A 19815-nucleotide genomic window follows, 5' to 3' on the forward strand; every position below is an offset into this window, starting at 1 on the left:
AGTCTCACACTCGCACAAACGCATGTGCATTACCCCACGTTTCGAGGCACCCAGTGAGGCGACGATCACGAGTGCGAAGGAAGTCAAACTGCGTCGAGAGAACTGGGGATAGAATTGTCGAAACCTATTTTGATACCGATTATCACTTACGTACCATGTATAGACGAAAGTTCCTCGCAGCCGCGGGGACAACTGCATTGGCTGGCTGCAATTCTCTCAAAGCGGCAGTGCGGAGCGGACCACCATATTTCGAGAATGTTGAAATCACTGGTCCAGAACAGGTAGATGTCGGCGAGGAGTTCTCACTTGAACTCACTGCTAAGAACACGGGGGGACGGGAAGGATCATTCTCGTCGACGCTGACTGTTGGTCAAAGCATATTCTCGGTCGATAGAACTGCGGAAATCGAAAATATCGCGGTCTCAGAGACGAAAACGTCGGAAATAGGTCCGATGCAATTTGACCGGGCGACAGAGTTGGAATTTCGGTTAACAGAACATGGGGCTTCACATACGGTTACAGTCCAGCCCATCGAACTCGAATTCGATGACACATTCACCACTGCAGATGGACTAGAAATCAAGCCGGAAACCATTGTCACAGCCCCGAATTACTTTGATAGATATGACGAGTTAGTGTCTGCTGAGGATGATGATATATTCGTATTTGTTGAGATGCAGTTCAACAATACGGGTGACGCTACGATATCTGCTCCAGATATGCTTGACATCGTTGACGGAGCGACAGAGTATCAAACAGAGACTTCTGGAGTTGCTGACCCATCGCTGCCCGTTGCTGAATATCCGAGTGATATCTCATCAGATGAAGTAGCATCTGGATGGCTTCGTGCAGAAGTACTCTCGACGTCAAATTCACTTAGTGTTGCCTGGGAGAATTCTGGTTTATCTTCTGATGCACCTGAGAGACGTGTTACCTGGTCGTTTGGTGAAACCCAACTCCAACAACTCACTGGTGCTCCGGAATTTGAAATAGAAAACTTCGAAGTCCCACCTGAGACAGAGCGTGGTAATGAATTTGAAGTCTCTCTAACAGTGGCAAACAACGGCCAAACTGATGGGACTTTTCGGGCACTCCTCAGTGCTTCCACGATGGAATTCGATGAAGCGGAGAAAATAAAACTCGAAGTACCAAGTGGCGATAGCGCCACACTCACACGACAATATCAAATTCCACTGACCACTTCCGAATCTGAATATCACGTAGACCTATATCCTGATGGGCCGTCTCAGACCGTGAGTACAACCGTTATGCCGGTTCAGCTATCTCTCGGGGATTCATTTACTGTCCCAGATAGCGGCGCGACAGTCTCCGTTGACCAAATCAGGACAGGGACTAATTTACAAGTTTATAATAGCTATTCTGGAGAGTATTCTGAACGCGAGGCCTATTCGGGAGACAAATGGCTGTATGCGGAAATTGCTGTTGAGGACGGTAACGACACCTACCCGGCTAATCATGAATTCCGTGCCATTGGTGGAGACGAGACATACAGGCCGGGATTGCTTGCAAACACTCGTCTCGAAGGCGACGTACAAGGAAACCAGTATAATAGCCAACGGACAGGGAAAAATGAAGAGCCATCGGGATGGGTCGCGTACGAAGTCGATAGTTCTGTAACAGCTGACAACGCATGTATCGGGTTGTATACTGGAGGCTATACTATGGATACCCCCCTCGTCGTCTGGTCTGCTGAGTAGGAGACCCCCGGAAGTGTAAGTCCCATTTATATGCCAGTATCTCATCACACTCAGACAGCATGATTACCGACCGGTCGGTGTTCCGTGATGACTGGTTGCCTGACGTCCAACATCGAGAGGCCGAGATGACCGTCCTGACCGACGCGCTCACTCCAGTGCTTGACGGAGATCGAGCCGAGGACGTCCTGCTCCACGGGCCTCAGGGTGTTGGCAAGACCGTGTTGACCCGGGCCGCCCTTGACCGGCTGAATCGACAACAGCCGACGCCGTCGGCGCACGTCCACTGCCTCGGAGCGTCGACGGCGGGCATCATCCGTTCCATCCTCCAAGAACTGCCCGGCTCAGATCCAGCACGAACCACGCCCCAAGAAGAGCTCATCGCGACACTCCAGCAGCGCGTCACCGAGCCCACCGTCGTCGTCCTGGACGAAGGCGACGACTTGCCGGAGACCGATATCGTCGATGTCCTCCGCCGGGTCCCCGATATCTCGTGGATCGCCATCTGCCACGACGAAATCGACTGGCTCTCTCGCGTCAACGAAAGCACTCGCCATGGACTGACCGACCGCAGCCTCCAACTGGACAAGTTCACAACCAGCGAATTGACCGATATCCTTGAGGCCCGCCAGCGAGTCGGACTGGAAGGCGGCGTGATTTCTCGTGGCCAGCTCCGGACACTCGCCGACGGCGCTGCGGGTGTCGCCCGTCGCGGGATCTTCGCGCTGCGCGCTGCGGCCGAGCTGGCGACCGAGCGTGGGCACACGACTATCGAGGACGTCGACGTCGAGGACTCGTTCGACCGGGCGCGCCGCCAGCTGCGCGAGCAGGCACTGGAGAGTCTGCCGTTGCACCATCACATCCTGTACGAGATTATCCGACGGAAGGGCGAGGTCCGGACAGCGACGATCAACAGCCGCTACGACGCGATTTCTGCGGTGGCCTACGACGGGTACGACCAGACGCCCATTTCGAAGCGCGAGCGGCGCACAAAACTGCAGAAGCTCGTCGATTACGACTTGCTTGCATGTGAGGGGACTGGGCCGGCCCGAGAGTATTGGGCCTGTGATCCGTCGATTTCATCGCCACTGGATCTGCAGGTTCCGGTGCCGTAGTGATGTCGCGTGCATATTGATTGGGCTGAAAAGACGTGCTACGGCTGTTCAGCGCGTCTGTGGACTAACCGTGTCGAGTTTTATTATATTTTGAGGCAGTCTGGCAGTCGTGCAAAATAAACGGCGCACATTCAGCGACGACTGTTGGGGATAACGACATATCTCCAATCGTTAAAATATGAATATTAAATCCGGCTTGTACGAATGGCTAGACAAGCCCATACAAATATGTCGTAAGCTCATAATTCGGTCCACTCTGGCGGTGTGTCATGAGAGAGACCCACAATATTCCCGACATCGAAGGTATCACTCTCTTCAATGAGTATTTCCAGCACATCTGTAGTAAGAGTCAGTGCGTCACCAGATTCGAAAAGTCCCTCCTTCAACTCTACCTGCTCTCCATCCCAGATATATTCGTTTGGTTGTGTGAATAGTGTCTCCCCCTCTATGTCGTCTGTGAATTCAAATCCACGCCAAGAGGTGTTTGGAGGGGGATCACTTCCACAATACGACACCTCATTACCATGGGCGATGCCGTTTCTTAGCAATCGGAGAAACCGGATAGTTGGTTCTGGGTCTTCGGGCCAATATTCGCGGACCTCCCTGACCGGTTCAGTCACAGCGACAAGTAATTGCATTGCAAGTTGGTTGGTGGTAGCCGTTTCTAACTGTCGACTCATTACTGTATTTGGGTTGATAATAGCTGACGTATAAACTGGCTCATCGCCGGTTTTCGTAGGTAGCGTTTTCAAAGGCTCACTGCTTCCAATCCCTGCGTTATTCAGTGTATGAACCGCTTCAATCCCGTAGGCGAATGCCTGTCGCTGTCGCCGGATTATCGAAATAGCTTCGTCAACTTCCACGTTAGACTAAACTATCTAATTCCGGATTAACGTACTGCTGAATAGTTAATCCAAACTAGCCCATATCCATCTTGAGCAGTATTCTCTCGTTTCTCCACCGGACTGAGGCAATAGCAAACCGACCACCACTGGAGCCAACACGATACCTACATATCGATCCGTTCGCACCAGCGGGTATGAGCGAGTGGGTCGTCGATGCTCGTGGGGGTGTCTGCCACCAGTGCGACAGCGAGTATCAGCGCCTTGCCCAGCACTGGTCGCGGAGCAAGCACTGTTCGTATCGTGACGTGAGCGAGGCCCAGCACGAGACGATTCGTGGCTGTCTGGTGGGTGATGGAAATCTCGATAATCCGAACGACGGCCCGCCGGCGTTGCGGATGTCCTCGATGCGACTGTCACATCTCAGGTGGATTCACGACCAGCTCGGCTGGCTTGTCCGTGGGATCACCCAGGATGATGCTGGTGCATACCGACTGCGGACACTCTCACATCCAACTCTCGGGCGGTACTGGACATGGATGGATGGGCCGCCGTCGGACTGGACACTAACGAAGCCGATTGCACGTATCTGGTACGCCTGTGACGGTGGGTTAGAGTGGCCGGGAGACTCGACGCGGCCACGGGCCACCTGGACGATCACTGACGACGACAAGCGACAGGCGTGTGAGCAGGCCCTTGCTGAACAGGGCTACGAGGTGATGGTATGGGATCGGCGGCTGGCGTTACCCTTCGATGCGACCGAGCGGTTTCTGGCGTGGCTTGGCGACCCGACGCCCGCGAGTGCGTACAAGTGGGCACTGGAGCGTGATGAGTACAAGCAGCGGCGTGAGGAGGGGTAGGGCGAGTTGATATAGCGATGCGTTGAGTTCGGGATGTGGCCGGCGGACGAACCTGCAGACGCTCGTCGACTACGACCTGCTCATTTCTTGGGCGCAGTAATTTTATACATATTTATACATGATGCAGAGATATGGAAATAGAATCACCACAGCCAGAACCAGCGGTTGTCCGACTTTTCCTCTCTAAGAGCTTCTAAGGCGGTTTCTCGTAACCTTTTAACTCTATTGAGTAATTCTGCGCTGTCCCCGTCGGAAAAAGACGTTTCATCCATACCGTTAATGACTTTCTCGAATGAGATGATATATGAATAATAGTCTACAAGTGCGTCTATTTCGTTTTCAGTGAGGTGGCCGATATCATCCAGATTATTTTCGTACACTACTGTCGAGATAATTGGTTCTGGGGGTTCTGAATCAATATCACGCACGGCATCTACCCAAATATCGAAAAAGGTTCTCGAAGTTTCTAGTTCTGAGATCAATGCCATCCGTAGGTTTTGTTGGCGGATACGTTCACGCCGTAGGTTGAGTAAATACGAGCTCGTGAATCCTAATATTGCGCCGATAAGAACAGCAATAACGGATGATAAGTGAATTGTTGAAAAGTCGATTATTTGGGATGCCAGTTCTGTTACCATTAGTTGCCAATTCTGGGTTTTTCAAGACCCCGATAGAGCGTTCGGGTGGATAGGCTAGTTTTGATCATCATTGTCCTGTTCTTGTGATCCTTCTAATTCATTGTCATCTTCTGTCTCAAGATCTGGAACTAGATTACTGCTATCGGTGCTTGATTGGTCTTCATTCAGTTCGCCAAAGTCAGATATCTGCAACATCCTTAGCGTTTCTGGGTCTATGGGCAGTTCGTCATCCCCTTTATCAGAGTTCAACAGCCCATACGAGAGCTCCGCAGCCACAGCGAGATCAGAATCGTTGTCCCAAGCCCGTGTCTGCCGTTCTATTTCTGCCTCAATTTTGTTAGCTATCGTGCTGTATGAATCTTTAACCCAAATATACTCATCAATTTCTTCAATAATTGGTTCAACATCAAGTTCTAGTTCGGTAGTGTCTGATGTTTTATTTATCTCCGAAGGATTCTCTGTTGATGGTTTTGACTCTATGACCTTGCTCCGCGTTAAATAGCCTAGAATAAACGCCACCACACCCCATACTACAGCAACGAAGAAGTCAATAGTTCCAAAGAGTGCCTGAAGTAGGGGGTGGTCTATACTCATTCTGAGTTACTACCGTACGTTCCAATAATTTGTATGATTGATTCGAGGACTGCCTCTGTGGATATTTGACCAGCACGAATCTGTTGACGCAAATCGAGTGCTACCCTGATTGCAGCAGCCAATGACTTATTGAACGGGGCGACTGCATCTGGTAGCTCTTGGGGTGGAACAGGTAGTTCTCCCGTCTCAGCGAGTTGGTAGTACCCCTCATAGATGATAGCATTGATAACTGCCACACCCGCTGTAGAAGCGTTTCGATGCTGTACACGTTTTATCAGCTCTGGCATACTCTCGGGGGGATCTTCTGGGTAGCTTTCTTGGATTTGTGATAGAGTTTTTTCGGTGAGAGTCAACGGGACAAACCCCGCAAACAAAGTTAATATGAGTGGATCACCCTGTTCAAGCTTCTTACAGACTTTATCAAGACTTTTTATGTCAATAGAAATTCTGAATTCTGTATCAATACTACTGTTCATTTCTTCTTCTAATTCAGCAAATGATTCACTGGCTACCGACTCTTCAATCACCAGCAGATCCAGATCACTGTCTGTATGTTCGTGGCCCCGAATACGGGACCCTACAGCGAGAGCTTCGACTCCTTTTGAAGAAAGTAATGACTGAACTGCGTTTAGAACATCCTCAATTGGAGTTTCGGATGGTTTCAGTCTATGAAACGGGGTATCTGACATCACAGAGCTTGTTAGGATGATTGAACGAGAGGTGATTTAATGGTTGTTCTGTCAGGCAGTATTGGGATAGGATTCCCTCACTCAAGCATTTAGACAAATATCAGAAATAGAACCATATTCGCAGCCACTATTTTAGAGGTCTGAGGCCGCTTTTGTCACCCTGTTTATCTCACCTGCTTTGCTGAATAAGAAATCCGCGTTTTCATATACTGATAAACAATCTACTTGACAAATGGATTGAACTAATTTTTTATACTAAAATCGATTAATCTCCCAGACATGTCGTATGAAGATTGGGCTGGTGGCATACGGTGCTCAGAATGTGGGAGAGAATATACTGGTATAGAGTGTCCAATCTGTAGGCAAGTCGATCCAACTGAAAGAGAAGTTGTCACAGAACATGAAAATGGTAGAGGTGACCAACAACCTCCTGAGAACGGAACAGTGTCGGCAGACTCTGGAGTTTATGATATCGATAAAATAGAGCATGAGCGACATGCCGACGCTGAGAAGGTTAATCCAGAGGTTGTCGATCCCTCTGATTACGTTACACGCGCTGTTTCTGGCGTTGTATTCAACAAGCGCCATGCATGGAAAGCTGAAAACCGGGCTGACGAAGATAATCCGCCAAGTTTGTTTGTAGTCACGACGGCCGATTCAGAATTTAACTGGATTGAAATTCCATTGTGGGACGACGCTGAGGGGGCAATGGAAGACATTTCAATTGGCGATCCGATCCAAGCTGAGGGTAAACTGTCTAAAGACAATGGTGTCCACAATATAAACATCCACTCACAAGACTCGATTGATATTCTCACGGAACCGCCTGAAGTGAAATTTGATTCGATGGCGATTGATCAAATTACTTCAACAACGCCCAAAGTAGATTTGGAGGGGACAGTGGAGCGAGTTGGTGAAATTAAGGATATTCAGCTGGACGATGAAAAGGTTAAATTACGCGAAATTCACGTGAGTGATCTTAATAATGACCAGATTCAGGTTGCCCTCTGGCGCACCAATGCCTACGAGAAGGTCGCTCCGGGTGATGAAATTATAATCGCCGGCGGACTGGCCAAGCCACACAATGAGAAGGTCGTTGTTCGGGTCGGTTGGTCAGGGCATATCGGCTATCGGTCTTCATAGAAATCTTTTCGACGCATCGTTGTCCCGCAAATAGACCGATGAGGATACCGTATCTCCGAAGGGTACCTGTCGTTTGATGGAACATCACCCGACAACGTGTATCCCTGTAGAGTATCCTGATCATGGCCGATGCAGTGCTCCATCAGCGACTGGCTTACCCTCCAGAGCAACCAAGCGCTTTCTGGTGTGGTGAGCCAACGTTCAGGAGTGCGTACAAGTGGGCACTAGAGAGGGGCGATTACGAGCAGTGTCGGGATTGTTTATAGAAATAGTTTCACATCGTGATTTCAATGAAACGACCAAGTTGGGGTAGTGGGAGTACTCACAAATGCGTCGGCGGCACCTCTTCCATGCTATTCGAGAAGTTGTCCCTCTAAGATACTGCTCGACTGGGAAGGGTATATGTAGCCCCAGAGACTCGAATTAGAGAGATATCAGAGAGGTTCGAGGCACCGGATATGATCATCCATTTCGCCTGACACCATAATTTCTATCTATGATAGTCTGTAAATATCAAGCTCATCCCCAAGTTCTGTGACTCATCCCCATCTGATTTATGAGTTGCTTCCTCAACGAAATGAGTCCATTTGTATTAAATATATTTATTTGATATTTATATTTAGAATCTAATAAACAAGCACTTACTATTGCGATTAAATAAGAGCGTACATATGGAGCGACGTGATGCGATTCGGGCCCTCGCTACAGCAATGTCAGGGACAACAATAGCTCTTGCCGGTTGCTCTGGAAATGGCGGCGGAGACGGCGTAGAAATCGAACAGAATATCGAGTACGCCGCAGAACAGGACGAGTACGTCGAACTTTCGGACATCACGGAAGAGGCAACTCAGGTCAACGGGTCTGAGGGAGTTGCTGTCTCCGGGGTTGCAGAGAACACCAGCGACAACACTGCGTTCATCGAACTGGTGATGACTTTCGTTGACAGCGAAGGAACAACCCTCGGGGAAACCAGTGCGTTCCCGAAGGGGTCGACGTCACCGAACGACCCCGGCGAAGCCGCCGAATTTGAAGCGGCTATCGCCGAGAGTCCCGAAAATATCGCTGAGTACACGATTGAGGTCCGGGCGACATAGTCCCATTTTATTTGAGCTGGTCTGGCCATCTGGCTGTTCAGAGTTATCTCCCAATCAGATACGATGCTGTCGGAGTGGAACCGAAGAACGAGCAACTCTGACTGCAACTACTATGTCACTCATTATATCCATCATAAGGCTTAGCTCCCCACTTCTAACCAACATAAGCGGAAGCGTGGCCAGTCAGGATAATTCCTGACTAACCAACACTGACCCACTGCTACCACCGAGTGTTGGTTAGTGAACCCCGCCCTTGGAAGTATAAGCTATCTTTATTACCCCCTATCACACGCCGGCAGAACATGGCGCTGACAGCGACTCAAGCGCCCGAACTACATATCGAGCCCATCTCGATGTTCGAGGTCAAGCCCGCTCAAAGTCGCTTATTCTCGTACTACTCGCCACCTCCCGGAAGTACAAGGGGGGTTTACATACAACTCGCCCGTCGGCTACAGATACATACTCGCGCCGCCGTGGGACCTGCCTCACCAGGCCCCGGCACGGGGTCGCGAGCTGCCAGGAGTCGTCTCGGAAACCATCGTAACCCATGCCAAACAGCTACGCAAGTCATCAAAAAGATAGAGGTATCGCTGTCCCGCTCAGGCCGTCGCAACGACGTGCTGATGCTCGTTCTGGGCGGGCGTCGGCTGCAACGTCAACCCAGCCAGCGCCAGTTCCCGAAGCACCTCGGGTGGAACGCCCTCAGTCTCTCGCAGCACTGCATCGAGCGTCCAGGCGTCGTGTTCCGAGCGGACCGGCGGCGTCGTCTCGACCACCGCGGTCGGCGCGGTCTCCCGCAGCGCTCGGGCGGCGCGCCGGACCCGCTGGCGATTCTCGACCGTACAGCGAACGCTCTTGCTCATGCGTTCAGCCTCCGAGCGAGATCGTCGACGATGGAGCCACCGACATGCGGCCCGACGGCCCAGCCGCGTTCGTCCTGCGTGTACTCGCACCAGCCTGCGAGTGTTTCATATGGCGTCTCGGCGAGTGGGACCTTCTCGGCTTGGTCGTCCGTCGCAACGACGGCCACAGCGAACTCGTACGAGTCCCAGTAATGGGCCGCGCCTTCGCCGTCGACGCCCAAGAAGAGCGGGCGGCCCTGGGTGAGCAGTTCGCGGGCGGTACGTTCTTGCGGATTCGGTCCGGTCGTGCCGACAGGTTTACTAGTCGGCGTCGTAGATTTGCTCATGGGTTTTCGCATCATGGAAGCCCGGCCCGCGTGGTTCCAGCACGCGGGCACTTCTACACTCCAAGTGCCCCGAGTGGCCGGCCTTCCGTACCATATGCCACGTACCACAAGGGCATAAAGCCATTGCTTTGTAGCATATGGTACGTACAAAACACTTATTCGAGACGGTCGGCTATATTGGAGTATGAGCGAACGAGTTCACGACGACGACGGAACGTTTGGCTCGAAATTGACCGAGCAGGACGTGCTGAAAGCGTTCGACTACGAAACCGGGCCTAAAGAGCCGATGTTGACCACAAGCGAGATCACCGACGCACTCGCCAAGCACTTCGATATCGAGGTCAGCAGCGAGACAGTCCGCCGTCGGCTCGGCGAAATGGAATCGGACGGCAAGGTCGTGAGCAAGAAGTTCGGTGCTCGTGCAAAGGGCTGGGCCGCACTCGTCGCCCCCGAGCTGTCGGACAGTGTCAAGGCCGACATCGAGGCGACCGAGGGCGAACTGGAGCGTGGCGAAACGGTCTCGCACGACGAACTCTTCGGGGACGAGTAGACACGTCGGATGGTCGTTTTCGAGTATTCGTCGCAGGCCGTCGATTGGTTGGAAAAGGCAGACAACACAGCGACGGAGCAAGTCCGGTCGAAGGTCGAAGAGATTCGGGCGAATTCACAAGAACCGTTCTACGAGCCCGATTACTTCCTCGAATCGTATACCAACAGCCCGTACTACAAACTCAAAGCCGGGCAGTACAGGCTCGTTGTCGACTGGCGCAGGCGGGACGACGGCGACGATGTGTTCTTTATTCGGCGGATCGGCCACCGCGACGGTTTCTACAGTCCCTAGCTGTCGTCCGTCTCCAGGTACTCGCGACCGGCGTCGATCATAACGACAAGACTGCGTGAGAGCGGCTGACTGTTGGTACACAAACATACTCTCGAAACAGGGTTTGAAACACCACTGAGCATTTATCCTGGCTAAGATAGAAAAGATACAAGAGATACAAGAGATATAGTACTCCATATCCGTGGTAGACAGAAAAAATATCAAGGTGTCAGAAACGACTCATCAGCGTATCAAACACGAACAACAAGACGGAGAGACGATGGACGACACCCTTCAACGTGTATTGGGGATCGCCTCCGATCCCGAGGATATGGAATCGACTGTCGCCGCATACATGCCGAACCACATGCGGAACGCCGTTGACGAATTGGCAGACTATATCGAGACTCTCGGGGATTTTGAACGAGAATATAATCCTGATGGTGGGCAGCGTGGCAGCGATGCTATCGCGTTCAGGTCACGGTCGTCCGGTATCGTAATTGCTCAAATCGAGTGTCGTAAAGCGCAGTTCACAGTCTGCTACCGCGATGCAACTGAAGAGATGTCGCCAACTGGGGCAGGGGTAGTGACCGAGCAGATGTCCATCGATATGGATGAATGGAAGAGTGATATCAAGCGCCGTGTCTCCGGTGCAGTTCGAAGATGGGGTACGGCGTAGTGGAGCATTTCAGTTCCAACTAACGGGTTGTTCACTGCATCCAGCATAGGCTTTGGATCGACTCTTGACCACTGTCAGCAGAAGAGTGGGTAGTTATGATACTTTCTGACTAACCAACACTGCCCCACTTTTTCCACCGAGTATTGGTTAGCGACCGCTCACTCCGGAAGTACAAGCCCGTTTTAATAGCCAGTCGCCCGTATTCGGTTGTATATGGCCGCAACAGAGGCTCAGACAGTCGAACTGCATGATGGGACTGAACTCGCCGTCCAGTACCTTGGTGCAACCGGCGACGACACTGCGGAGTTCGAAGTCGAACCCAAGGCCGACGGCGATACGCGTCGGTGGCGGCTCGAAATTAACCGTACAGGCGGCTACGAGGTCGTTGAGGCGTGGGAGCACGGCGTGGCGGCAGACCTCGACGCACCCGATTGGGTGCATGAACTCGTTGACCGAGCGGTCTGAATTGGCGACCGATCCCCTCCACTCCGGAAGTCCAAGGGGGGTTTACATACAACTCGCTCGTCAGGACTACCTACGCCACTCGCGCCAGCGTGGGACCTGCCACTAACAGGTCCCGGCGCGGGGTCGCGGTCCGTCAGCGGATTAGGGTCAGGAGCAACCGCAACCCATGCACAGACAGGCAGTAGTCTCTCAAAAGCGACGTGGTATCGACTATCGGACGCCCCGTTATCGAAGTGTACCGTCGGTCAGCCGTCTCCAGGTACTCACGGCCAGCGTCGGAGAAAAAACTATAGAGTCAGTTATCATCCGACCGCTCTCGCTGCATTCGGGCAGAGCGGATACCAAACAGCGAGAAGAATCTGCGCCACCCTGCCGAAGAGTGGTATGTCCGGTTTACAGATTCTTCCGGGGAATCAGACATGAAAAAGCAGAAGCAGAATTATTCGTCGTCCGACCGCTCTCGCTCCATTCGCGCGGAACGGATGCCGAAGAACGAAAAGAACCGGCGCATCCGGTCCGAACCATTCTGCATTCGGCTGGGATACTCGCTGGTGTCGGCCATCGTGTATCTAACTATTGCAAGAAGTTGTATAAGACTTGCCCAAGGAGTGCCGCGCCAGCTCCGATGAGGAACGACAGCGGTTGGATTCCCAGCACGATCCCGTATGAGCGTCTGAGGATCGTCACACTAGATGAATACACGAGAAAAATAATCCCCAAGAGCAGGAATAGCTGGGCCATTTCAAGATACTCTGCATTGCGTTTTATTTCACCAGCAAGTTCGATGCTGGAGTCCTTCAGGCGATCCAGCGCTGTGCTAAGCCACTCCTCTGGTGGCGTGTCGTCGGCGGCGTCAATGTGCCGACCCTGGATTTCGAAGGGGTACTCTGTCATCGTATATATCCCAATTGAGACGAACGACGACGCCACGACAGCAGCAGTGCCGAGCCCGCCAGCGATGGCCGCTGTGTTCGGCAATGATGACACTGCGTCTGCACCTGCGTTCGTCAGCGCTGCCGCGATGAATCCCATGACGAGGATACCAGTCCGAGCCGTCCGCATCGCCTTGTCGTCTATCTCCTCCAGTTTAGCTACCTGCTTATCATACACGCGCCTCGCCGCTTCTACGGCTTCACGATACGACTGGCCACCCTCTCCCATGTGGGCGTCTGCAGGTGGTGATCCGAAAAGCGTTTTTATTGCCGATATTACGTCACCTCGGGGGTTTCTACGACTCAGACTCCAGGTACTCGCGGCCCGCGTCGGTGATCCACCAAGCGAGGCCCCGACCAACAGTTTTGGAGTGTACGTATCCCTGTTTTTCAAGCTCGGTAAGCCGCTTATTCGCTCCCGAATTGGTAGAAAATCCTGCCAAATCGGCCACCTCTGCTGTAGTGAGGAATGGGTCGTCAGAGTTGACAAAGAATTGAAGGATTTCGGAGTCAGATACAGTCGGCTTTCGGCCAGCCATCTTACGTACGAATCTGCCTATGCTCGTATATATCATTTGTTCGATGTTTCTACACATATAGAGACTAGTATTCAGAAGTTAATTAGTAGTAACACAAGTACTAATACCAGCGCCTATAATGATAGTCATAACGACTGCTCAAGGGTCAGTAAGGTCCGTCTACGAAAGCGGGCCGGTGCAGCCACACCGACCCAATGCGGTCGTTCCAGCGCTATGAAGCAACCCAACGACCGCGCCTCGGTATTTGCCGAGGCCCCGGAAAACTGTATCGACCCAGAAACCAGCACCGTCGCTGCGGGGGTGGCGGGATGCTGAAACGCCTCCTCTCTAACGGCGACGAGTCGGAGCCACCGGCAGTGAGCGTCCCATTCGACGCCCTGCTGGATATCGCTCAGTCCGAACGCCGACGGCAATGCCTCCGGACGGTGAACGAGCACGGCCGACTGGAACTCACCGACCTCGCGGAGATCGTCGCCGCTGCGGAAGTCGGCACTGACCGCGACCAACTCCAGTCCCAACAACGCAAGCGCGTGTACGTATCTCTGTATCAGACGCACATTTCGAAACTGGACGACACCAGACTGGTCCGCTGGAACCAAGCTAACGGCACAGTCTGTGCGACCGCCGAGACGGGGCCGGCCGTCGACGCCCTGAACGACCTCGCTGACCGGACGACGGGAGGTGACTGCTGATGGACCAAGACGAGTTTTACATCAAGCCGAAATCCCAGTGGAACGACGCCAAAGTCCATCACCCAGCACCGGAATCCACCCGTGATGACCCGGAGCCGCTGTGCAACCATACCACGAGTGGTTCCGAAGCGTTTCGCATCGCCGACGAAAGCGACCGCGAACGCTACGGGCTCTGTCGTGTCTGTGCGGCGAAGATGAACGGCGAGCCAGACCCGCGAGGAAACCACGGCCAGTCCGGTCGGTCACCGGCCGATGTGCTTCAAGAACACGGTTTCACGAACTCCGAAGACTCCACGGGAGGGTCAGCATGACTGCTGGCCACGGCAACCACTACGATGTTGACGGCCGGTCACTCGACGAGCGCTGGCCCGACGCCGACGCGGTCGCAGGCATCGGCGGACCAGTTCGTGAGCTGAGAACCGACGGCGGGCGTGTCTCCGACGACGATATCGATGCGATCCTCGACGAACTCAAATCGTTCGAGGGTGTCGACCTTGCCGAAGCAGAACCCGGTACTGTAGAGCGGTTCTTCGACGCCCAAGACCGGTTGATGGAGGCTATCGACGCCGAGTTGGACGAAGACGAGATCCCGCAGGCGACACACATCTGGTGGAACGACCAGGCTGAGTTCCACCTCTACTGTGCTGCCCACTACTTCCCGATTGCCAACGAACAGTGGACCGGGTTCACCGAGGTATCCGATCCACAGGCAGTGACACAGGCCGCACGGGAGCGGCTGGAAAGTGGCGTCCCATGCGAGAAGTGCCACAGTGAGGCGCTGTACGGCCGCCGTGACGAACTTCTTGAGGAGCGTGATCTGGCATGAGTGTCAACTACGACGAACTGTCCTACATCGCATCGAGTGCCAACCGAGAAGTCGCTGTGGAAACCCTCCAGGACGGCCCCGCAACGCCGTCGACCATCGCAGAGGAAACCGACCGCGATATCGCACACATCTCCCGGGCGCTCCAAGAGCTCAAAGAGAAGGGCCACGTCGAATTGCTGGTGTCTGAAGATGTTCGAAAGGGACGGTTCTATGGGCTGACTGACAGCGGCGAGGCCCTTGCATCGGAGCTATCGGAGGTGAACACTGGCTCATGAACGGTATTGAACAGCGGTGTGCCCCTCAGAACTCGATTACAGCACCACCGCCTCGCCGTTCATCCTCGTTGTCGTCATCATCGCTGCCTAGTTGGTACACGTTGACAACAACTGCAACGACGCTACTGACAGCCATAATCCATTCGGGAAGGAATGTTCCATCCATATGTGGGATTTTCCTGAATTCCATATTAAAGGTACAAGGGCAGACGAAATATACGGCTTCCACCTGCTATAGAAGGCTTCTAACAGGTGTTCTTGAACGTAGCCGAGTAACCGCAAGTAAGTCAGCCACCAGAGGTGAGCCGTAGATGGCCGCCATCCTCTACCAGTGCCCGCGCTGCACGCGCCAGATGGCGGGGCCAGAAACGACGGACCCGCGCATTTGTCCGTGCCACCGGGCTGTCGTCGATCTCGATGGTGACACCGAGCGCCGCTTCGAGGCTGTTGGCACCGTTGACGAGACTCCCGACGGCTGGGAGTTGCTCGGGAACGCAGCCGAGACCCTCCAGCAAGGCTTCGGCGTTCGCTACGAGAACGAGCATCGATACCGGCTCAAAGAGGACGGGCTCTTCCAAGACTTCGACACTGACGACGTGCCCGTTCCCGGTGAAATCCACGCTGTCGAAGTAACGCCCCACGGGCCGCGATACACGGTTCGGCCCGACACTGAGTGGTGGTCCCCGGAGTGGGACGTCGACGACGACGTACCTGAGGACCACGTCTGGCACTGGGAGATCGTCGAGGTGACCGAACGGACCCGGGCGTCCGCACGACTCGCTGATATCCGGTCTGAGTACGACGGGGGACAGCCATGACCCGCCTCGAACTCGTCGAGAAACCCGACACGCCGGAGAGCTTCACCGAGACAATCGAGCACTACGGCGCCGCGATTCCTCGCGAGGGCGAGATCGTCACCTGGGATACGGACCACTACCGGGTGACTGAGGTCCAGCACCGTATCCAGCTGGGCACTGTCGTCGTCCACCTTCGACCACGCGACCAGGAGGGCAACGATGGCGAGTGAGTTCGACGCCACCGTCGACCGTGTCGTCGAGGTCGCCGATCTCGTTGCCGACCAAGAAGACGCCGACACCGAGGCGGTGCTGCTCGATGCGCTCGGGAAAGTTCGCAAGCGGGGGTGGGCCGATGAGTAAAGCCAGCCAGGGCACGCCGGTCAAACGCAAGGCGCGCGCTGACGAACCCGCCGATGTCGGCACGCCTGTGAAAGTCGACCGACTCAGCGGCGGTTCGCTGCTCGGGATCGTTCGCGAGCGCTACACGTATGAGAAATACGACGCCCCGCCACGCGTGCTTGTCGAGTCGTCCGAGAAGATGGTCAACGTCGCTACTGACCGTGTCAGTATCGCTCGCGGGTCAAACGCCGATGTCGTTCGCAGTCTTGTCGAGGATGATACCAATGTCTGACGCTGCTGGCGGTTCTAACTCACCGCACGTGCAAGTCGCAGGACAGAGAAGACACTACGAGAATACAACGCACCTGAGAAGGGGCCACCGTTCCCAGCTCGAGCCGACTACCTACAGTGCGATTGCTACCAATCGCGCCGTGCTGAGTGGAACGTCCGAGGGCATCGCCCACGGCGCAGTCAGCGGTCCACGCACGGGAGGTGCCCAATGAGCATCGACAACTCTCCATCAACTGCCGAGGAACTGCCCGAGAGTTCGAACGGCCTTCGGGATGTTGTTGCCGACCTCGTCGAAGAGGTCTCACACCTACGAACGGAGAACGAACGGCTTCGCGAGCGCGTTGATGAGCTCGAAACGGAGGTTGCCGAGCAAGAGTCCATTGAATATCGCGGTGATACAAAGGAGATTGAGAACCTGTTCGTCGGCGGCGTGCCGGTCGGCAACAGCATCGCCTCGAACAAGACGGGCCGAAAGAATCTCAACCGCCTGGTGTTTGGGAATCCAGAGCCCGGCGTGGAAAAAAGCGACATTGAGCCGTTCGTCGAGGAGCACGGGACGGTGAAAGAGTCGGTCACGAACACCCAGCCGGCTGCTGAGAATCAGGGCACCTCGGAGAAGAGCCGGGAGAATATGCTCCCGCTGCACCGGATGATGGTTGATCTGAACTCCGGCGTCGACGCATCGCTCAGCAAGTCACAGAAACGTGCCGCGGCGCTGTACGAGCGGTTCGCGAATAAGGCCAGCGGCGAGACGAACCAGAACGTCACGCCAGACGGCCAGAAGTTCACGATGAACACTGAACAGGCTGTGGAGGTGCTTGAAGACGAAGGCCTGCTGGATGGCGTCAAGACACAGTCCTATTCCAAGACAGCCGGGCGTGTCATGCGCGATGTCCAGCGGTTCACAATCGTCGATGGTGACGCCCACAGGGACTGCGTTGACATCGATAAGTGCTCCGACCATGGACTGATCAACTTCCGCTCCGGGAAACCGCATACTCTGACCGTTCCAAAGCGGAAGATGAAAGCTAGCGTCCACAACGCAGACACTGCTGACGCCGATGTCAGAACCGGCAGTGAACACGAGAACAAACAGAATACAGCCGAAGAGCCGTCAAACACGACGGACTTCGATCAGCTGAATCAGGCAACAGCGGTGAACGCGGATGACTGAGACGCGTTCTGACAGTGTTGTCAGCACACTCGCGAGTAGCGTGTCAGATGGAGGTGGTCGACAAGAGCGGTAACGAATTCCCCACTAGACCCCTGCGATAAAATCCACACGAATGTGGTACGTAACTTACGGTTGTTCTCGTTTCGTTAGAGTGACGTGAAACGACTTCCCTTTTCCTTCCCTCTATGAGGTGTAGGAAAAGAAGTCTGAGAACGAACGATTCTATCTGACATACTCCTTCTGTTCTTTCTGACAACACTGTCAGATACTCCGTCAAGGCAGTGGCGCCTGAAATTCCACAGTCACGACCATAACTAACTAACACTTTCCCCAACTGACGCTAGATGTTGGTTAGCTTGAGAGCACCAACTTCGAGATGAGACAGTGAGAGGCAGGGGGAGAGACACACCACTCTTTCAAGTGAAGCGGGTGAATGGTGGAGTCCCCGGTAGAGATCCAAGAACCAGCCAACTATCACGGATCGACCATAAATGGGAGTTACAGAGTTAGTAACACCAGAATCAGGATTGCAGCACAGTACAGTCATGTCAGCGCTTTAGATGAAACAGTGGACTGTTGTTCTACTAGATACTCTACTCTAGTTCTTCACTCGAAACAGTGGTGTGTGTGAGTGGCTTCACTTGAAACAGATGCAGAGGTGGTTTTATATACCCCACTTGTGAAAGATTCACTATGCGTCGGTTCGAGCGGAAGCAAAACATCTTCCGGAACAAAGACGCCCTGGGGGAGTCCTACCAACCGGACCGGATTGAGGAACGGGATGAAGAAATTGAGGAGTATATGAACGCTCTCCAGCCGGTGATCGATGGGTGGGAACCAAACAACATCTTTCTCTACGGAAATACGGGTGTCGGGAAAACAGCCGTCACCGACTACCTTCTTGACCGACTTCAGGACGACGTCGCTGCGTACGATGACATCGATCTCTCCATTATTTCGCTCAATTGCAAGACGCTCAACTCCTCGTATCAGGTCGCTGTGGAGCTCGTCAATGAACTCCGTCCATCCGGCGGCGAAATCAGTACGACCGGGTATCCACAGCAAACCGTGTTTAAAAAGCTCTATCAGGAGCTTGAGGCCATTGGCGGGACCATTCTCATCGTGCTTGATGAAGTTGATTCAATCGGCGACCGAGATGAGTTGCTCTATGAGCTTCCTCGAGCCAGAGCCAACGGGAATCTCGACTCGGCAAAGGTTGGCGTTATTGGCATCAGCAACGATTTCAAATTTCGTGACCAGCTCGACCCTCGTGTCCAGGACACACTCTGTGAGCGGGAACTCCAGTTCCCGCCATACGATGCGACAGAACTGAAAAACATTCTCGAATCACGTGTCGAAGTCGCTGTCACGGATGGGTCAACCGATACCGGTGTGTTGCAGTTGTGTGCTGCTCTCGCCGCCAGAGACAGTGGCAGTGCCCGGCAGGCGCTCGATCTCCTTCGGTTGGGTGGTGAAATCGCGGAAAACCGGGAAGCTGAGATGATCAAAGAAGAGCATATCGAGGATGCCCGCTCACAACTCGAACAAGAACGAGTCGAAGAGGGAATGCGCGAGTTGACGACGCATGGCCGCCTTGCACTATTGGCAGTGATTTCGAAAGCAGCCAAAGAAGAAACGCCCTGTCGCACTCGTGACCTCTACGAGGAGTATCGGTCACTCTGTGAGTCCTCTGAAACCGATGCGCTCGGCCAGCGGTCGCTCCATAACCACCTCTCAGACCTTCGGATGTTAGGCATCCTCTCAGCCCACGAAAATCGGAGCGGTTCTCGGGGGAACTACTACAACTACGAGCTTGATGTTCCGTTTACAAGCGCCATTGAGGCGATGTCTGATGTCCTTCATCTCACAACGGAGATCGATACAATCCGTGACATTGCCGCTATGAACAACGTTGGATGAAAGGGACTCCACCCTTTCAAGTGAAGGTGCGTAGCGGGCGGGGCAACGGCTTCACTTGAAAGAGTGGTGTGTCTGACGGTCGCTGTTCCACTTGCAAGCGTGGTGTGGTTACAGTGAGTGCTTCACTTGAAAGAGTGGTGTGTCCGATGGTAGGCGTTTCACATGTAACGGTGGTGTGTGCACTCCA

28 protein-coding genes are annotated in these 19815 nt (G+C 53.8%); 19 read left to right on the forward strand and 9 right to left on the reverse strand.

Translation table 11 applies throughout. The annotated features are described in order from the left end of the window. Positions 1-155 precede the first annotated feature (155 nt). Both ACNO8S_RS16330 and ACNO8S_RS16335 read left to right on the forward strand, forming a co-directional pair. Positions 156-1718 (forward strand): hypothetical protein, encoded by a 1563-nt coding sequence (locus ACNO8S_RS16330; RefSeq protein WP_420182855.1) that lies wholly within the window; start codon positions 156-158, stop codon positions 1716-1718. A 59-nt stretch (positions 1719-1777) separates the two neighbouring features. Beyond that, entirely contained in the window at positions 1778-2830 is a 1053-nt protein-coding gene (locus ACNO8S_RS16335; protein ID WP_420182856.1) for a Cdc6/Cdc18 family protein, read from the forward strand. A 239-nt stretch (positions 2831-3069) separates the two neighbouring features. Here ACNO8S_RS16335 and ACNO8S_RS16340 read toward each other — a convergent pair whose 3' ends face one another. Then, complete coding sequence (locus tag ACNO8S_RS16340; RefSeq protein ID WP_420182857.1) at positions 3070-3693, reverse strand: hypothetical protein; 624 nt, start codon at positions 3691-3693, stop codon at positions 3070-3072. A gap of 176 nt (positions 3694-3869) precedes the next feature. Between ACNO8S_RS16340 and ACNO8S_RS16345 the strand changes: the two genes are divergently transcribed. Beyond that, positions 3870-4532 (forward strand): hypothetical protein, encoded by a 663-nt coding sequence (locus tag ACNO8S_RS16345; protein WP_420182858.1) that lies wholly within the window; start codon positions 3870-3872, stop codon positions 4530-4532. Between the two features lie 143 nt (positions 4533-4675). Here ACNO8S_RS16345 and ACNO8S_RS16350 read toward each other — a convergent pair whose 3' ends face one another. Genes ACNO8S_RS16350 through ACNO8S_RS16360 form a run of 3 tightly spaced genes read right to left on the reverse strand, consistent with a single transcriptional unit; the run spans position 4676 to position 6453 of the window. Beyond that, the gene (locus ACNO8S_RS16350) at positions 4676-5170 is read right to left on the reverse strand and encodes a hypothetical protein (protein WP_420182859.1); all 495 of its coding nucleotides are present in this window, start codon (positions 5168-5170) and stop codon (positions 4676-4678) included. A gap of 54 nt (positions 5171-5224) precedes the next feature. Beyond that, positions 5225-5764 (reverse strand): hypothetical protein, encoded by a 540-nt coding sequence (locus ACNO8S_RS16355; protein ID WP_420182860.1) that lies wholly within the window; start codon positions 5762-5764, stop codon positions 5225-5227. Continuing rightward, positions 5761-6453, reverse strand: coding sequence for a nucleotidyltransferase family protein (locus ACNO8S_RS16360; RefSeq protein WP_420182861.1), 693 nt, complete (start codon positions 6451-6453; stop codon positions 5761-5763). Before ACNO8S_RS16360 ends, ACNO8S_RS16355 begins: the two co-directional genes overlap by 4 nt. Before the next feature lie 279 nt (positions 6454-6732). Between ACNO8S_RS16360 and ACNO8S_RS16365 the strand changes: the two genes are divergently transcribed. Beyond that, the gene (locus ACNO8S_RS16365; protein WP_420182862.1) at positions 6733-7596 is read left to right on the forward strand and encodes a hypothetical protein; all 864 of its coding nucleotides are present in this window, start codon (positions 6733-6735) and stop codon (positions 7594-7596) included. A gap of 710 nt (positions 7597-8306) precedes the next feature. Then, positions 8307-8690: an FxLYD domain-containing protein gene (locus tag ACNO8S_RS16370; RefSeq protein WP_420182863.1), complete on the forward strand. Its 384-nt coding sequence runs from the start codon at positions 8307-8309 to the stop codon at positions 8688-8690. A 599-nt stretch (positions 8691-9289) separates the two neighbouring features. Here the strand turns inward: ACNO8S_RS16370 and ACNO8S_RS16375 are convergent. Together ACNO8S_RS16375 and ACNO8S_RS16380 are read right to left on the reverse strand one after the other, a co-directional pair. Next, positions 9290-9553, reverse strand: coding sequence for a hypothetical protein (locus ACNO8S_RS16375; RefSeq protein ID WP_420182864.1), 264 nt, complete (start codon positions 9551-9553; stop codon positions 9290-9292). Continuing rightward, the gene (locus ACNO8S_RS16380; RefSeq protein ID WP_420182865.1) at positions 9550-9879 is read right to left on the reverse strand and encodes a hypothetical protein; all 330 of its coding nucleotides are present in this window, start codon (positions 9877-9879) and stop codon (positions 9550-9552) included. Before ACNO8S_RS16380 ends, ACNO8S_RS16375 begins: the two co-directional genes overlap by 4 nt. A gap of 184 nt (positions 9880-10063) precedes the next feature. Between ACNO8S_RS16380 and ACNO8S_RS16385 the strand changes: the two genes are divergently transcribed. The 4 genes from ACNO8S_RS16385 to ACNO8S_RS16400 all read left to right on the forward strand — a co-directional run bounded on the left by ACNO8S_RS16385 (position 10064) and on the right by ACNO8S_RS16400 (position 11843). Continuing rightward, positions 10064-10429, forward strand: a complete 366-nt coding sequence (locus tag ACNO8S_RS16385) for a helix-turn-helix domain-containing protein (RefSeq protein ID WP_420182866.1) — start codon at positions 10064-10066, stop codon at positions 10427-10429. 9 nt (positions 10430-10438) lie between these two features. Further along, the gene (locus tag ACNO8S_RS16390) at positions 10439-10720 is read left to right on the forward strand and encodes a type II toxin-antitoxin system RelE family toxin (protein WP_420182867.1); all 282 of its coding nucleotides are present in this window, start codon (positions 10439-10441) and stop codon (positions 10718-10720) included. Between the two features lie 181 nt (positions 10721-10901). Further along, positions 10902-11378, forward strand: a complete 477-nt coding sequence (locus ACNO8S_RS16395; protein WP_420182868.1) for a hypothetical protein — start codon at positions 10902-10904, stop codon at positions 11376-11378. A 213-nt stretch (positions 11379-11591) separates the two neighbouring features. Continuing rightward, on the forward strand, positions 11592-11843 hold the full coding sequence (locus ACNO8S_RS16400) for a hypothetical protein (protein WP_004966740.1): 252 nt from the start codon (positions 11592-11594) through the stop codon (positions 11841-11843). Positions 11844-12282: 439 nt separating this feature from the next. Here ACNO8S_RS16400 and ACNO8S_RS16405 read toward each other — a convergent pair whose 3' ends face one another. Together ACNO8S_RS16405 and ACNO8S_RS16410 are read right to left on the reverse strand one after the other, a co-directional pair. Next, entirely contained in the window at positions 12283-12405 is a 123-nt protein-coding gene (locus ACNO8S_RS16405) for a hypothetical protein (protein WP_420182869.1), read from the reverse strand. 11 nt (positions 12406-12416) lie between these two features. Further along, the gene (locus ACNO8S_RS16410) at positions 12417-13004 is read right to left on the reverse strand and encodes a hypothetical protein (protein ID WP_420182870.1); all 588 of its coding nucleotides are present in this window, start codon (positions 13002-13004) and stop codon (positions 12417-12419) included. A 618-nt stretch (positions 13005-13622) separates the two neighbouring features. Here ACNO8S_RS16410 and ACNO8S_RS16415 point away from each other — a divergent pair. From ACNO8S_RS16415 to ACNO8S_RS16430, 4 genes are read left to right on the forward strand one after another with little or no spacing between them, the layout of a single operon-like run. Next, positions 13623-14006, forward strand: a complete 384-nt coding sequence (locus ACNO8S_RS16415; RefSeq protein WP_420182871.1) for a DUF7344 domain-containing protein — start codon at positions 13623-13625, stop codon at positions 14004-14006. Further along, on the forward strand, positions 14006-14317 hold the full coding sequence (locus tag ACNO8S_RS16420) for a hypothetical protein (protein ID WP_420182872.1): 312 nt from the start codon (positions 14006-14008) through the stop codon (positions 14315-14317). The genes ACNO8S_RS16415 and ACNO8S_RS16420 overlap by 1 nt, the downstream gene beginning before the upstream one ends. Further along, a complete protein-coding gene (locus ACNO8S_RS16425; RefSeq protein ID WP_420182873.1) occupies positions 14314-14832 on the forward strand; it encodes a hypothetical protein in 519 nt (172 codons plus the stop codon). The genes ACNO8S_RS16420 and ACNO8S_RS16425 overlap by 4 nt, the downstream gene beginning before the upstream one ends. Next, positions 14829-15107 (forward strand): helix-turn-helix domain-containing protein, encoded by a 279-nt coding sequence (locus ACNO8S_RS16430; protein WP_420182874.1) that lies wholly within the window; start codon positions 14829-14831, stop codon positions 15105-15107. Before ACNO8S_RS16425 ends, ACNO8S_RS16430 begins: the two co-directional genes overlap by 4 nt. A 25-nt stretch (positions 15108-15132) precedes the next feature. Here ACNO8S_RS16430 and ACNO8S_RS16435 read toward each other — a convergent pair whose 3' ends face one another. Beyond that, a complete protein-coding gene (locus ACNO8S_RS16435; RefSeq protein ID WP_420182875.1) occupies positions 15133-15273 on the reverse strand; it encodes a hypothetical protein in 141 nt (46 codons plus the stop codon). 145 nt (positions 15274-15418) lie between these two features. On the opposite strand from ACNO8S_RS16435, the gene ACNO8S_RS16440 reads away from it, so the two are divergent. The 6 genes from ACNO8S_RS16440 (at position 15419) to ACNO8S_RS16465 (ending at position 19628) form a co-directional block, all read left to right on the forward strand. Continuing rightward, positions 15419-15925, forward strand: coding sequence for a hypothetical protein (locus ACNO8S_RS16440; protein WP_420182876.1), 507 nt, complete (start codon positions 15419-15421; stop codon positions 15923-15925). Beyond that, positions 15922-16134, forward strand: coding sequence for a hypothetical protein (locus ACNO8S_RS16445; RefSeq protein ID WP_420182877.1), 213 nt, complete (start codon positions 15922-15924; stop codon positions 16132-16134). The genes ACNO8S_RS16440 and ACNO8S_RS16445 overlap by 4 nt, the downstream gene beginning before the upstream one ends. Continuing rightward, a complete protein-coding gene (locus ACNO8S_RS16450) occupies positions 16124-16264 on the forward strand; it encodes a hypothetical protein (RefSeq protein WP_420182878.1) in 141 nt (46 codons plus the stop codon). The genes ACNO8S_RS16445 and ACNO8S_RS16450 overlap by 11 nt, the downstream gene beginning before the upstream one ends. After that, on the forward strand, positions 16257-16535 hold the full coding sequence (locus ACNO8S_RS16455; protein ID WP_420182879.1) for a hypothetical protein: 279 nt from the start codon (positions 16257-16259) through the stop codon (positions 16533-16535). The genes ACNO8S_RS16450 and ACNO8S_RS16455 overlap by 8 nt, the downstream gene beginning before the upstream one ends. A 207-nt stretch (positions 16536-16742) precedes the next feature. Further along, on the forward strand, positions 16743-17708 hold the full coding sequence (locus ACNO8S_RS16460) for a hypothetical protein (RefSeq protein ID WP_420182880.1): 966 nt from the start codon (positions 16743-16745) through the stop codon (positions 17706-17708). A gap of 693 nt (positions 17709-18401) precedes the next feature. Continuing rightward, the gene (locus tag ACNO8S_RS16465) at positions 18402-19628 is read left to right on the forward strand and encodes an orc1/cdc6 family replication initiation protein (RefSeq protein WP_420182881.1); all 1227 of its coding nucleotides are present in this window, start codon (positions 18402-18404) and stop codon (positions 19626-19628) included. Positions 19629-19815: the final 187 nt, after the last annotated feature.

It is taken from the genome of Haloarcula sp. KBTZ06 (assembly GCF_048595605.1).
GTDB lineage: Archaea > Halobacteriota > Halobacteria > Halobacteriales > Haloarculaceae > Haloarcula > Haloarcula hispanica.

Bases quoted from the DNA above. Each gene is read 5' to 3' on its own strand.
- ACNO8S_RS16445 (WP_420182877.1), top strand. From the start codon at position 15,922: ATGACCCGCCTCGAACTCGTCGAGAAACCCGACACGCCGGAGAGCTTC.
- ACNO8S_RS16455 (WP_420182879.1), top strand. From the start codon at position 16,257: ATGAGTAAAGCCAGCCAGGGCACGCCGGTCAAACGCAAGGCGCGCGCT.
- ACNO8S_RS16360 (WP_420182861.1), bottom strand. From the start codon at position 6,453: ATGTCAGATACCCCGTTTCATAGACTGAAACCATCCGAAACTCCAATT.
- ACNO8S_RS16435 (WP_420182875.1), bottom strand. From the start codon at position 15,273: ATGGATGGAACATTCCTTCCCGAATGGATTATGGCTGTCAGTAGCGTC.
- ACNO8S_RS16385 (WP_420182866.1), top strand. From the start codon at position 10,064: ATGAGCGAACGAGTTCACGACGACGACGGAACGTTTGGCTCGAAATTG.
- ACNO8S_RS16425 (WP_420182873.1), top strand. From the start codon at position 14,314: ATGACTGCTGGCCACGGCAACCACTACGATGTTGACGGCCGGTCACTC.
- ACNO8S_RS16380 (WP_420182865.1), bottom strand. From the start codon at position 9,879: ATGAGCAAATCTACGACGCCGACTAGTAAACCTGTCGGCACGACCGGA.
- ACNO8S_RS16460 (WP_420182880.1), top strand. From the start codon at position 16,743: ATGAGCATCGACAACTCTCCATCAACTGCCGAGGAACTGCCCGAGAGT.
- ACNO8S_RS16335 (WP_420182856.1), top strand. From the start codon at position 1,778: ATGATTACCGACCGGTCGGTGTTCCGTGATGACTGGTTGCCTGACGTC.
- ACNO8S_RS16345 (WP_420182858.1), top strand. From the start codon at position 3,870: ATGAGCGAGTGGGTCGTCGATGCTCGTGGGGGTGTCTGCCACCAGTGC.
- ACNO8S_RS16365 (WP_420182862.1), top strand. From the start codon at position 6,733: ATGTCGTATGAAGATTGGGCTGGTGGCATACGGTGCTCAGAATGTGGG.
- ACNO8S_RS16465 (WP_420182881.1), top strand. From the start codon at position 18,402: ATGCGTCGGTTCGAGCGGAAGCAAAACATCTTCCGGAACAAAGACGCC.
- ACNO8S_RS16410 (WP_420182870.1), bottom strand. From the start codon at position 13,004: ATGGGAGAGGGTGGCCAGTCGTATCGTGAAGCCGTAGAAGCGGCGAGG.
- ACNO8S_RS16405 (WP_420182869.1), bottom strand. From the start codon at position 12,405: ATGGCCGACACCAGCGAGTATCCCAGCCGAATGCAGAATGGTTCGGAC.
- ACNO8S_RS16440 (WP_420182876.1), top strand. From the start codon at position 15,419: ATGGCCGCCATCCTCTACCAGTGCCCGCGCTGCACGCGCCAGATGGCG.
- ACNO8S_RS16370 (WP_420182863.1), top strand. From the start codon at position 8,307: ATGTCAGGGACAACAATAGCTCTTGCCGGTTGCTCTGGAAATGGCGGC.
- ACNO8S_RS16375 (WP_420182864.1), bottom strand. From the start codon at position 9,553: ATGAGCAAGAGCGTTCGCTGTACGGTCGAGAATCGCCAGCGGGTCCGG.
- ACNO8S_RS16420 (WP_420182872.1), top strand. From the start codon at position 14,006: ATGGACCAAGACGAGTTTTACATCAAGCCGAAATCCCAGTGGAACGAC.
- ACNO8S_RS16400 (WP_004966740.1), top strand. From the start codon at position 11,592: ATGGCCGCAACAGAGGCTCAGACAGTCGAACTGCATGATGGGACTGAA.
- ACNO8S_RS16430 (WP_420182874.1), top strand. From the start codon at position 14,829: ATGAGTGTCAACTACGACGAACTGTCCTACATCGCATCGAGTGCCAAC.
- ACNO8S_RS16330 (WP_420182855.1), top strand. From the start codon at position 156: ATGTATAGACGAAAGTTCCTCGCAGCCGCGGGGACAACTGCATTGGCT.
- ACNO8S_RS16450 (WP_420182878.1), top strand. From the start codon at position 16,124: ATGGCGAGTGAGTTCGACGCCACCGTCGACCGTGTCGTCGAGGTCGCC.
- ACNO8S_RS16415 (WP_420182871.1), top strand. From the start codon at position 13,623: ATGCTGAAACGCCTCCTCTCTAACGGCGACGAGTCGGAGCCACCGGCA.
- ACNO8S_RS16350 (WP_420182859.1), bottom strand. From the start codon at position 5,170: ATGGTAACAGAACTGGCATCCCAAATAATCGACTTTTCAACAATTCAC.
- ACNO8S_RS16355 (WP_420182860.1), bottom strand. From the start codon at position 5,764: ATGAGTATAGACCACCCCCTACTTCAGGCACTCTTTGGAACTATTGAC.
- ACNO8S_RS16390 (WP_420182867.1), top strand. From the start codon at position 10,439: ATGGTCGTTTTCGAGTATTCGTCGCAGGCCGTCGATTGGTTGGAAAAG.